An 11,871-nucleotide genomic window follows, 5' to 3' on the forward strand; every position below is an offset into this window, starting at 1 on the left:
CCGCGGGCGACCGCTACTACGTGCTGTAGTTGCCGTCCTCTACGATCGAGGCGTGCCCGTCGGTCGATTCTTCCTGCGATTGGTCGACCTGCTGCCCGTGCCGAGCCTGCGGGTTCAGCGCGTCATCGCCTTCCTTGTCATCCTGACTCAGGGCGGCATCGCCGTCACCGGCGCAATCGTCCGCGTCACCGCATCCGGCCTCGGCTGCCCGACCTGGCCGCAGTGCTTCCCTGGCAGCTTCACTCCGGTACCCGTCGCCGAGGTGCCGGTCGTGCACCAGGTCGTCGAGTTCAGCAACCGGATGTTGACGTTCCTCGTCGTGCTCGCCGCGGCTCTTGCGGTTTTGGCCGTGACGCGAGCCCGTCGCCGCCGCGAAGTGCTGATCTACGCATGGCTGATGCCGGCGTCGACGGTCGCGCAGGCCGTGATCGGCGGCATCACGGTGCTGACGGGGCTGCTGTGGTGGACGGTTGCCATCCACCTGCTCGCGTCCATGACCATGGTGTGGCTGGCCGTGCTGCTGTTCGTGAAAGTCGGCGAGCCCGACGACGGTGTGCCGGTGCCCGTCGTGCCAAAACGGTTGCGCCAGTTGACTGCTCTCACTGCCTTGGTACTCGTCGCCGTGCTGGTGACCGGAACGCTGGTGACCGGCGCAGGCCCACATGCCGGCGACAAGAGCGTCGACCGCACTGTGCCGCGGCTGCAGGTCGAGATCACCACGCTCGTGCATGCCCACTCGTCGCTGTTGGTGGCCTACTTGTCGCTGCTCGTCGCTTTGGGATTCGCACTGCTTGCAGTAAAGGCGCCGCGACCAGTCATGCTGCGGCTGGGTGTGCTGCTGGTGCTCGTGTGCACGCAGGGGCTCGTCGGCACCGTGCAGTTCTTCACCGGTGTGCCCGCGGCGCTCGTCGCCGTCCACGTACTCGGTGCCGCCGCCTGTACGGCCGCCACCGCCGCGCTATGGGCATCAATGCGAGAGCGGGCCAAGCCCGAGCCGGTCGGCGGCTGACTCGACGCCGAGCGCGAACTCGCGCTGCTGCCGCGCCCGCGTCGCCTCGTCCAGCTGCCGCCAGCCCAGCGACGGCTCGACGAGTTCGAGCTCGAGGACCTGAGCGCCGCGGCGGTCTCCGATCACGTCGACGCGGGCGTATAGCAGCTCGCCGACGTCGATGCCCAGATGCCCGGCGGCCGCGGCCAGCGCCGCATGCCCGACGTCCCACACCTCGAAGTCGGGATCTGCCGGTTTCAGGCTCTCCTCCGCATACGTGCCGGACTCGTCAAACATCGGCGCCTGGCCCGGCGGTGGCAGGATCGGCCCCTTCGTGAACGCGTGCGACTGACGGCCGCCGAGGAATACCAGCGCCGTCTCGCCGCCTTCCACCCGCGCGTCGTAGGGCTGCACGAGCACGGTCCGTCCCTCGGCCTGCAGCGCAGCGGCATGCGAGCGCGCCTCTGCAGTGTCCGAAAAACGCAGCGCGCCAACGGATCCTGCCCCAACGGCGGGCTTGACGACGACTTCGCCACGCGGCACGCTGACGGGCTCCCCCGGCGCAAAGAACCGGCTGGGCACCGTCGGCACGCCGGCGTGAGCCAGATCCGACAGGTAACGCTTGTCGGTGTTCCATACGACGACCGCCGCACCGTTCACCAGATTCCTGACCCGCCGCGTCCACGTCAAAAACTCGTCGAGCCTGTCGATGTAATCCCACGTCGCACGCAGAATCACCAAGTCCGCGTCGAGAGTGCCGGGATCGTCCCACGACAGCCAGCGGGCATGCAGCCCGCGCTGGCGCAGCGCGCCGACCAGCCCGTCGTCGTCCCCGTCGCCCTCGGGCAAGGCCGGGCATCCGGCCAGCACAATCCGCGGATGGAACAGGTCTGGCCTGGCATGCTTCCCCACGTTGGCAGGATAGTCAGCATGCACGCGATTGAAATCGCCGAAACCGGCGGACCCGAAGTCCTGTCCTATGTCGAAAAGCCTCAGCCCTCCCCCAGCTCGGGCGAAGTGCTGATCAAGGCCGAGGCCATCGGGGTGAATTTCATCGACACCTATCACCGGTCTGGGCAGTATCCGCGCGAGCTGCCCTTCATCCTCGGCATGGAGGTCTGCGGAACGGTCGAGGCCGTCGGCGACGACGTCGCCGCACTCAATGTCGGTGACCGAGTCGTCACCGCGCAGGGCAACGGTGCCTACGCCGAATACTGTGTCGCTCCGGCGGATTTCGCGGCGTATGTGCCCGACGGTGTCAGCCCCGAGGTCGCAGCCGCTTCTCTGCTCAAGGGCATGACCGCGCATTACCTGATCAAATCGGTGTACCCCGTGCAGGAGGGCGACGCGGTGCTCGTGCATGCGGGTGCGGGCGGCGTCGGCCTGATCCTGACGCAGTGGGCCACCAGCCAAGCGGTGCGGGTGATCACCACGGTTTCGACGCCGGAGAAGGCCGAACTGTCACGCCAGGCCGGTGCGGTGGAGGTGCTCGACTACCCCGATGACCCCGAGGAATTCGGCGCCAAGATCAAAGACATGACCGACGGCGGGGTCGCCGCAGTCTACGACGGCGTAGGTGCGGCGACCTTCGACGCGAGCCTCGCGAGCGCGCGGATCCGCGGCACCATCGCGCTGTTCGGAGCGTCCAGCGGGCCCGTCGGGGCGTTCGACCCGCAACGACTCAACACCGCGGGGTCGCTGTTCTTGACCAGGCCGACGCTCGCGCACTACACCCGGACGGCCGACGAATTCGCTTGGCGTGCTGGTGAATTACTCAACACGATCGCCGCGGGCACCATCAACGTCACGGTCAGCGAGCGCTATCAGCTGGCCGACGCCGAGCAGGCCCACCGCGACCTGCAGGGCCGCAAGACCGTCGGCTCCGTCGTGCTAGTGCCTTAATTTGTCGTATGTAACGCCATGGCGGGAAATCGCGAGAAATCACGCCACGGCGTTACAACCGACGATGAATGGCCGCGGTTAAACGGAAAACAGCGTTGGCAGCGCCAGCGCCGAATCCACAGCCAACGCACAGAAGACCACGGCCAGATAGTTGTTGGACTGTAGGAACAGCCGCAGCGGCCTGACCGGTTCGCCGCGGCGCACCCCGGCATACAGCTGGTGGGCCATCACCAGGAACCAGGCGCCCGCCAGTATCGCCACCGACGCGTACAGCCAGCCGGTGGCGAGCGCCAACGCCAGCGTCGCCAACACCGTGAGCCAGGTGTAGATGAGGATCTGCTTGGTGACCTGCCGCTCGGTGGCCACCACGGGCAGCATCGGCACGCCGGCGGCCTGGTAGTCCTCCTTGTAGCGCATGGCCAGCGCCCAGGTATGCGGCGGCGTCCAGAAGAAGATGATCGCGAACATCACCAGGGCAGGCCATTGGATGGTCCCGGTGACTGCCGACCAGCCGATCATCACCGGCATGCAGCCCGCCGCGCCGCCCCACACGACGTTCTGCGACGTGCGGCGCTTGAGCAGCAGCGTGTACACCAAGACGTAGAACGCGATCGTCGCACCCGCCAGATGCGCGGACAGCATGTTCGTCGTCCACCACAACCAGAAGAACGAGCCGACGGACAGCGCCAGCCCGAATACCAGCGCATGACTTCGCGGCACCGTCGCCCTGGCCAGCGGCCGGCGCGCTGTCCGCTTCATCACCTTGTCGATGTCGGCATCGGCGACGCAGTTCAGCGCGTTGGCGCCCGCGGCAGCGAGCAGGCCGCCGACCAACGTGTTGAGAATCAGCAGCGGATCGACCGAGCCGCGGTGGGCCAGCAGCATGGCCGGGATCGTGGTGACAAGCAGGAGCTCGATCACCCTTGGCTTCGTCAAGGAGATGTAGCCAAGGACCTTGGTGGCGATTCGGTTCGGCGCCCCAGAGATAAGGCGGCCTTCGCGAATGCTCACGCAAATACTCCTAAGGGTCGCCGCCGCGCGCGGCTTCTACTACAGACGATGGTAGACCGCGCCTAAACGGCGGCCTAATCGTCCCCCACGGACCTGCGGTGGCTGACCATGGGCCACTAGGGTGGGTATGCGGATTGCCGAGATCAAGGAGCACGCCCCGTGACCACACTGGAAGACATTTCCGCCCTCACTCGCCCGAATCACCCGGACGACTGGACCGAGGTGGACTCTCTCGCGGTCGACACCGTTCGGGTGCTGGCGGCCGATGCGGTGCAGAAGGTCGGCAACGGCCATCCCGGTACCGCGATGAGCCTGGCGCCGCTGGCGTACACGCTGTTCCAGCGCCAGATGCGCCACGATCCCAGCGACGTTCACTGGCTGGGCCGCGACCGCTTCGTCCTGTCCTGTGGGCACTCCAGCCTGACGCTGTACATCCAGCTCTACCTCGGAGGTTTCGGCCTGGAACTGAGCGACATCGAGTCGCTGCGGACCTGGAAGTCCAAGACGCCAGGGCATCCGGAGTTCCGCCACACCAAAGGTGTCGAGATCACCACAGGCCCGCTCGGCCAGGGTCTGGCGTCGGCGGTCGGCATGGCAATGGCAGCGCGCTATGAGCGCGGCCTGTTCGATCCCGACACGCCGCCCGGCGAGAGCCCCTTCGATCACTACATCTATGTCATTGCCTCCGACGGTGACATGGAGGAGGGCGTCACCAGCGAGGCGTCCTCGCTGGCGGGCACTCAGCAGCTCGGCAACCTGATCGTGTTCTACGACCACAACCAGATCTCAATTGAGCACGACACGAATATCGCCCTCTCCGAGGATGTTCCGGCACGCTATCGCGCCTACGGCTGGCATGTGCAGGAGGTCGAGGGCGGCGAGAACGTCGTCGGTATAGAAGAAGCCATCGAGGCCGCACGCAAGGTCACCGACAAGCCGTCGTTCATCTCGGTGCGCACCATCATCGGTTATCCGGCGCCAACCAAGATGAACACTGGTGGCGTGCACGGGTCGGCGCTCGGCGAGGAAGAGGTCGCCGCCACCAAGAGGGTGCTCGGATTCGACCCGGACAAGACGTTCGAAGTGCGTGACGAGGTCATCGAGCACACCCGTAAGCTGGTCGCTCGCGGCAAGGAAGCCCACGAGAAATGGCAGCCGGCGTTCGACGCCTGGGCGGAGCGTGAACCTGAACGCAAGAAACTGCTCGACCGGCTACTGGCCCAAGAGCTACCCGAAGGCTGGGACGCCAACCTGACGTACTGGGAGCCGGGCTCCAAACCGCTGGCCACCCGTGCCGCGTTCGGTCAGGTACTCAACGACCTCGCACCGAACTTGCCCGAATTATGGGGTGGCTCAGCAGATCTGGCCGGCAGCAACAACACCACCATCAAGGGGGTGAATTCGTTCGGCCCGCCGTCGATCTCGACCTCGGACTACACGGCGGACTGGTACGGCCGGGTGCTGCACTTCGGCATCCGCGAGCACGCGATGGGGTCGATCCTGTCGGGCATAGTCCTGCATGGGCCCACCCGCGCGTTCGGCGGGACATTCCTGCAATTCTCCGACTACATGAGGCCGGCGGTGCGGCTGGCGTCGCTGATGAACATCGACACGATCTACATCTGGACGCACGACTCGATCGGACTCGGCGAGGACGGCCCAACGCATCAGCCGATCGAGCATCTGGCGGCGCTGCGGGCGATACCGAACCTTTCGGTGGTGCGTCCGGGCGACCCCAACGAGACGGCCTACGCCTGGCGGACGATCCTCGCCCGCGGCGCCACCAGCGGCCCCGTCGGCTTCATCCTGACCCGCCAAGGCATTCCGGTGCTCGAGGGCACCGACGCCGACGGCGTGGCACGCGGCGGCTACGTGCTGGGTGGCACTCCTGCAGAGGAACCCGACGTGGTGCTGATCGGCACCGGATCGGAGCTGCAATTGGCAGTGGCCGCGCAAAAGATATTGGCGGACAAGGGAATCACAGCGACGGTGGTGTCCATGCCATGTGTTGAGTGGTTTGAGTCCCAGCCGGCGGAATATCGCGACAGCGTGCTTCCGCCGGCGGTGTCAGCGCGGGTGGCCGTCGAGGCGGCGGTTGCGCAGAGTTGGTACAAGCTGGTCGGCGACACCGGCGAGATCGTCTCCATCGAGCACTACGGCGAATCCGCCGACGACAAGACGTTGTTCCGTGAGTTCGGTTTCACCCCCGAAGCTGTGGTGGCCGCCGCGGAAAGATCACTAGACAACTAGTTTCGAAAGGCAAAGCAATGGCTCAGAATCCGAATCTCGCGGCCCTGTCCGCAGCAGGTGTGTCGGTGTGGCTGGACGATCTGTCGCGCGACCGGCTCCAGACCGGCAACTTGCAGGAGCTCATCGACACCAAATCCGTGGTGGGTGTGACGACCAACCCGACGATCTTCCAGGGCGCGCTGTCGAAGGGCACCTCATACGACGAGCAGGTCAAGGAATTGGCCGAACGTGGTGCCGACGTCGATGCGACGATCCGCACCGTCACCACCGACGACGTCCGCAACGCCTGCGACGTGCTGGCCAAGGCGTGGGAGGCATCCGACGGCGTCGACGGCCGGGTGTCGATCGAGGTCGACCCGCGGCTGGCCCACGACACCGACAAGACCATCCTGCAGGCCGTCGAGCTGTGGAAGATCGTCGACCGGCCCAACCTGCTGATCAAGATCCCCGCCACCCTTGCCGGCCTTCCCGCGATCACCGCCGTTATCGCCGAAGGCATTTCGGTGAACGTGACGCTGATCTTCTCCGTCGAGCGTCACCGCGCAGTCATGGACGCCTACCTCAGTGGGCTGGAGAAGGCCAAGGAGGCCGGGCACGACCTGTCCAAGATCCATTCGGTCGCTTCGTTCTTCGTTTCGCGGGTCGACACCGAGATCGACAAGCGGCTGGAGAAGATCGGCACCGACGAAGCGCTGGCGCTGCGCGGCCAGGCCGGTGTTGCCAACGCACGGCTGGCGTATGCGGCCTACGAGGAAGTGTTCGTCGGCGGTTCACGCTACGAGGCCCTGAAGGCCGACGGTGCACGCGTGCAGCGGCCGCTGTGGGCGTCGACCGGTGTGAAGAACCCGGAGTACTCGGACACGTTGTATGTCACCGAACTCGTCGCACCGAACACCGTGAACACCATGCCGGAGAAGACGATTGACGCGGTGGCCGACCACGGCGTCATCACGGGCGACACGGTCAGCGGCAAGGCCGCAGAGGCCCAGGCGACCTTCGACAAACTCGACGCGGTGGGCATCGACTTGCCAGACGTGTTCAAGGTGCTCGAAGACGAAGGAGTGGAGAAGTTCGAGAAGTCGTGGCTTGAGCTGCTCGAGGCGACGCAGACTCAGCTCGACGCCGCGGAGAAATGACGGACTGGCGCAATCCGCTGCGCGACAAGCGCGACAAGCGGATGCCGCGCATCCCGGGTCCCTGCGGCGTGGTGATCTTCGGCGTCACCGGCGATCTGGCCACCAAGAAGTTGATGCCCGCCATCTACGACCTGGCCAACCGCGGACTGCTCCCCGCGAATTTCGCCCTCGTCGGCTTCGCCCGCAGGGATTGGGCCGACGAGGATTTCGGCAAGCTCGTCTGCGACGCCGTCAGGAAGCATGCCCGCACGCGATACCGCCAGGAGGTGTGGGACCGGCTGGCTGAGGGAATCCGGTTCGTACAGGGCACTTTCGATGATGCGGAGGCATTCGAGCGGCTGGCTGAGACGCTTGGCAAGCTCGATACCGAGCGGGGCACCGGCGGCAATCACGCGTTCTATTTGTCGATTCCGCCCAAGGCCTTCCAGCAGGTGTGCGAACAGCTGCAGAAGTCGGGGCTGGCGCGCCCGCAGAACGGCCGTTGGAGCCGGGTGGTCATCGAGAAACCGTTCGGCCATGATCTGCAAAGCGCCCAAGAGCTCAACGGGGTCGTGAACAGCGTCTTCCCCGAGGAGTCGGTGTTTCGCATCGACCACTACCTCGGCAAGGAGACAGTCCAGAACATCCTCGCGCTTCGGTTCGCCAACGAGCTGTACGAACCGATCTGGAACAACAATTACGTCGACAGCGTGCAAATCACCATGGCCGAGGACATCGGCCTCGGAGGTCGGGGCGGCTACTACGACGGGGTCGGCGCTGCCCGCGATGTCATCCAGAATCATCTTTTACAACTACTTGCCCTGACCGCCATGGAGGAACCGGTCAACTTCAGCCCGCACGAGTTGCAGGCGGAGAAGATCAAAGTGCTCTCCGCCATCCGGCTGATGCAGCCTCTCGATGACACCACTGCGCGGGGACAGTACGCGGCAGGTTGGCAGGGTAGCGAGAAGGTCGTCGGTCTCCTGGACGAGGAAGGGTTCTCGAAGGAGTCCAGCACCGAGACGTACGCGGCGATCACACTGGAGATCGACACTCGCCGCTGGGCGGGTGTGCCGTTCTTCCTGCGTACCGGAAAACGCTTGGGGCGCAGAGTGACCGAGATCGCGCTCATCTTCAAGCGAGCCCCACACCTGCCGTTCGACAAGACGATGACGGAGGAACTCGGCCAGAACGCGTTGGTGATCAGGGTGCAGCCCGACGAAGGCATCACCACGCGTTTCGGCTCCAAGGTCCCCGGCAGCGCGATGGAGGTCCGTGATGTCAACATGGACTTCTCCTACGGCTCGGCGTTCGCCGAGGATTCTCCCGAGGCCTACGAGCGGCTGATTCTCGACATGTTGCTCGGCGAGCCGTCGCTGTTCCCGACCAACGCTGAGGTCGAGTTGTCTTGGGAGATCCTGGATCCCGTGCTGGACTACTGGGCGTCGCATGGCAAGCCCGATGCCTACGAATCAGGCACCTGGGGACCGGCGTCTGCCGACGAGATGATGCACCGCATGGGCCGGGGATGGAGGCGGCCATGATTGTCGACCTGCCGGGAACGACGACCAACGACATCAACAAGAAGATCATCGGCCTTCGTGAAGAGGGCGGCGCCATCACGTTGAGCCGCGTACTCACTCTCGTGATCTCGCTTGACTCCGACGATCTGCTGGAAGAATCGATCGAGGCGGCCAACTTCGCCAGCCGAGAGCATCCGTGCCGCGTGATCGTTGTGGTGCCCGGCGATCGAAGCGCCGCTGAGTCGCGGCTCGATGCGCAATTGCGCGTCGGCGGCGATGCGGGTGCGGGCGAGGTCGTAGCATTGCGCTTGCACGGCGAGCTCGCCGACCACGCCAGCAGCGTCGTGCTGCCATTCCTGTTGCCCGACACCCCGGTTGTGGCATGGTGGCCGGCGGGGGGCCCGGCCGTTCCGGCGCAGGACCCATTGGGCCAATTGGCAATTCGCCGGATAACGAATGCGACAGAATGCGCCGACCCGCTGGCCGCGATCAAGAGTCGCCTGCAGGGCTACACCGAAGGCGACACCGACCTGGCGTGGGCCCGCATCACCTACTGGCGCGCCCTGTTGGCATCAGCGCTCAACCAGCCGCCCTTTGAGCCCGTCACCTCGGCGGTGGTGTCGGGCCTGAGGGATGAGCCGTCGCTCGATGTCCTCGCGGGCTGGCTGGCCGCGCGGATCGACGGTCCGGTGCAACGCGCAGTGGGCGAACTGAAGGTGGAACTCGTCAGAAGCAGTGAAACCATCGTCCTGAAGCGTCCACAGACCGGAGTGACCGCAACACTGACCCGCACCAGCAGGCCCGAAGCACGGATTCCGTTGGCGCGCAGGGAAGCCAAGGAATGCCTTGCCGAGGACCTGCGCCGACTTGACGCCGACGAGATCTATCACGAGGCGCTGCAGGGCATCGACAAGGTGCAGTACACATGAGCACCGTTGTGGAGAAGTACCCGGATACCGCGGCGCTGGTGGAGGCCGCGGGCGACCGGCTGGTCGGGGCCATCACCGACGCGATCGAGAAGCGTGGGCGCGCACAGGTTGTGCTGACCGGCGGTGGTACCGGCATCGGCCTGCTCAAACGGGTCGGCGAACACAGCGACAAGATCGACTGGTCCAAGGTGCACCTGTATTGGGGCGACGACCGCTATGTGCCCGAGGACGACGACGAACGCAACGACAAGCAGGCCCGCGAGGCGTTGCTCGACCACGTCGACATTCCGTCGGCCAATGTGCATGCGATGCCGGCCAGCGACAGTGAATTCGGCGACGATTTGGACGCGGCGGCACTGGCCTACGAACAGGTGCTTGCCGCCAACGCAGACGGGGGCGGGCCAGCGCCGGATTTCGACGTGCATCTGCTGGGCATGGGCGGCGAGGGCCATATCAACTCGCTCTTCCCCGAAACCTCGGCGGTATGCGAGACGGATCGGCTCGTCGTTGGCGTCACCGACTCCCCCAAGCCACCGCCGCGGCGAATCACGTTGACGCTTCCTGCGGTTCAGCGGTCGCGGGAGGTGTGGCTGGTGGTCTCGGGCGCGGCCAAGGCCGACGCGGTGGCAGCGGCGATTGGCGGCGCCAAGCCTGTTGATGTGCCGGCCGCCGGTGCAGTCGGCCGCGACGCGACCGTCTGGCTGCTCGATGAGGAAGCTGCGTCCAAGCTGTAAGCCGGAATTGTCGGTGCGCTGTGGCATGATCGAATGTATGTTCGAAGCCGTCGGGGATGCGGAGCTCATCGATGTGATGGGTGAGGCGACTCGGGATGAGTCGACGGCGATCGCGCAGCGGTTGGCCGCGGTGGCGGAGTTGTTCGTGCGGCGCTCGGGTGAGCTGGCTGATGCGCAGTGGTGTTGTGCTGATGGTTGTGATGCGGTGGCCGCGGAGGTTTCGGCGGTGCAGAACATCAGCCATGCCCGCGCGGTGGGTCAGGTGCAGTTCGCGTGCGCGTTGTGGCATCGGCTGCCGACGGTGGGCAGATTGTTTTGCTCTGGGGTGATCGATTTTCGGATGGTGTCGACGATCATCGCCCGCACCGAAAACGTTGAGGCGGCCGTGATGCCCGAGCTCGATGAGGCGATCGCCCGTCATTGCACCAAGTGGATGAAGTTGTCGGGGCCCAAGTTGCGCGATCGGGTGGATCAGTGGGTGGCCAAGTTCGATCCGGCCGGGGTGCGGGTACCGCCAACGGTCAACGACAACCGCTATGTCGACATCGACCCGGCTAGCCCGGGTGTGGCGTCGATCTCGGGCTATCTGAACGCCGCGGACGGCGCGGCGCTGGATCAGCGCCTGGATGCGTTGGCGGCCACGGTGTGTGCCAACGATCCGCGCACCAAAGAGCAGCGCCGCGCCGATGCATGCGGGCCGCTGGCGCGTGGGGAAGCCCAACTGCTCTGCCAGTGCAGCCGCGCCGACTGCCCGGCAGCAGCCGACCGCAGCGCGGCGGCTACGGCGGTGATTCACGTGCTGGCCGAACAAGCCACCGTCGAGGGGACTAGTGACACTCCGGGATATCTGCCCGGCTTCGGGATTCTGCCCGCTGAGTCGGTGCGCGACCTGGCCGCCACTGCCCATCTCAAGCCGCTCGTGATGCCGTCCAGCGCGCCTGATCCGGGGTATCGGCCCTCTGCGGTGACCCGCCAGTTCGTCGCGTGGCGGGATTTGACGTGCCGCTGGCCGGGCTGCGACAGACCAGTGGACAAATGCGATGTCGACCACACGGTGCCCTACCCGGCCGGCCTCACCCACGCCTCCGATCTCAAGCACTACTGCCGCATCCATCACCTGATCAAGACCTTCTACGGCGGGCCGGGTGGGTGGACCGAACAGCAACTACCCGACGGCACCATCGTGTTGACTGCCCCGACCGGACACGTCTACACCACCCAAGCACACGGCGCCAGCATGTTTCCCGCCCTGGCCCAGTCCACCGCTGCGTTGGCGCCATCGACCGTCGAGGAACCCAGCCCATGGCGCGACGTGATGATGCCGCGGCGCAAACAAACCCGCGAACAAAACCGCCACGACCGCATCAACACCGAACGACGCCAACGCACCGAACTCATCGCCGAAGAAGAACGCCAACG

At 65.7% G+C, this 11,871-nt stretch carries 10 protein-coding genes; 8 read left to right on the forward strand and 2 right to left on the reverse strand.

Features of this window, described 5'->3' with window-relative positions:
- Positions 1 to 79: 79 nt before the first annotated feature.
- On the forward strand, positions 80 to 1,009 hold the full coding sequence (locus tag VJV41_RS28465; protein WP_325339543.1) for a heme A synthase: 930 nt from the start codon (positions 80 to 82) through the stop codon (positions 1,007 to 1,009).
- Here VJV41_RS28465 and VJV41_RS28470 read toward each other — a convergent pair.
- Entirely contained in the window at positions 968 to 1,900 is a 933-nt protein-coding gene (locus VJV41_RS28470) for a hypothetical protein (RefSeq protein ID WP_325339517.1), read from the reverse strand. The genes VJV41_RS28465 and VJV41_RS28470 overlap by 42 nt on opposite strands.
- Before the next feature lie 18 nt (positions 1,901 to 1,918).
- Here VJV41_RS28470 and VJV41_RS28475 point away from each other — a divergent pair, with 18 nt between their 5' ends.
- Positions 1,919 to 2,890: a quinone oxidoreductase gene (locus VJV41_RS28475; protein ID WP_325339519.1), complete on the forward strand. Its 972-nt coding sequence runs from the start codon at positions 1,919 to 1,921 to the stop codon at positions 2,888 to 2,890.
- Positions 2,891 to 2,968: 78 nt separating this feature from the next.
- Here the strand turns inward: VJV41_RS28475 and VJV41_RS28480 are convergent, their stop codons facing one another.
- Entirely contained in the window at positions 2,969 to 3,901 is a 933-nt protein-coding gene (locus VJV41_RS28480) for a heme o synthase (RefSeq protein WP_325339522.1), read from the reverse strand.
- Positions 3,902 to 4,060: 159 nt separating this feature from the next.
- Here VJV41_RS28480 and tkt point away from each other — a divergent pair, with 159 nt between their 5' ends.
- From tkt to VJV41_RS28510, 6 genes are all read left to right on the forward strand, one after another.
- Positions 4,061 to 6,151 carry a transketolase gene (gene tkt / locus VJV41_RS28485; protein ID WP_325339524.1) on the forward strand — a complete coding sequence of 697 codons (2,091 nt, stop codon included), beginning with the start codon at positions 4,061 to 4,063 and terminating at the stop codon, positions 6,149 to 6,151.
- A 17-nt stretch (positions 6,152 to 6,168) separates the two neighbouring features.
- Positions 6,169 to 7,287 (forward strand): transaldolase, encoded by a 1,119-nt coding sequence (gene tal, locus VJV41_RS28490; RefSeq protein WP_325339526.1) that lies wholly within the window; start codon positions 6,169 to 6,171, stop codon positions 7,285 to 7,287.
- Positions 7,284 to 8,810 carry a glucose-6-phosphate dehydrogenase gene (gene zwf, locus VJV41_RS28495; RefSeq protein ID WP_325339528.1) on the forward strand — a complete coding sequence of 509 codons (1,527 nt, stop codon included), beginning with the start codon at positions 7,284 to 7,286 and terminating at the stop codon, positions 8,808 to 8,810. The genes tal and zwf overlap by 4 nt, the downstream gene beginning before the upstream one ends.
- Positions 8,807 to 9,718: a glucose-6-phosphate dehydrogenase assembly protein OpcA gene (opcA, locus tag VJV41_RS28500; RefSeq protein WP_325339530.1), complete on the forward strand. Its 912-nt coding sequence runs from the start codon at positions 8,807 to 8,809 to the stop codon at positions 9,716 to 9,718. The genes zwf and opcA overlap by 4 nt, the downstream gene beginning before the upstream one ends.
- On the forward strand, positions 9,715 to 10,452 hold the full coding sequence (gene pgl, locus VJV41_RS28505; RefSeq protein ID WP_325339532.1) for a 6-phosphogluconolactonase: 738 nt from the start codon (positions 9,715 to 9,717) through the stop codon (positions 10,450 to 10,452). Before opcA ends, pgl begins: the two co-directional genes overlap by 4 nt.
- A 37-nt stretch (positions 10,453 to 10,489) precedes the next feature.
- Positions 10,490 to 11,871, forward strand: a 1,382-nt coding sequence (locus VJV41_RS28510) for an HNH endonuclease signature motif containing protein (RefSeq protein WP_325339533.1), incomplete at its 3' end; no start/stop codon positions are given.

The organism is Mycobacterium sp. (assembly GCF_035274705.1).
GTDB lineage: Bacteria > Actinomycetota > Actinomycetes > Mycobacteriales > Mycobacteriaceae > Mycobacterium.

Bases quoted from the DNA above. Each gene is read 5' to 3' on its own strand.
- zwf (WP_325339528.1), top strand. From the start codon at position 7,284: ATGACGGACTGGCGCAATCCGCTGCGCGACAAGCGCGACAAGCGGATG.
- tal (WP_325339526.1), top strand. From the start codon at position 6,169: ATGGCTCAGAATCCGAATCTCGCGGCCCTGTCCGCAGCAGGTGTGTCG.
- VJV41_RS28475 (WP_325339519.1), top strand. From the start codon at position 1,919: ATGCACGCGATTGAAATCGCCGAAACCGGCGGACCCGAAGTCCTGTCC.
- opcA (WP_325339530.1), top strand. From the start codon at position 8,807: ATGATTGTCGACCTGCCGGGAACGACGACCAACGACATCAACAAGAAG.
- pgl (WP_325339532.1), top strand. From the start codon at position 9,715: ATGAGCACCGTTGTGGAGAAGTACCCGGATACCGCGGCGCTGGTGGAG.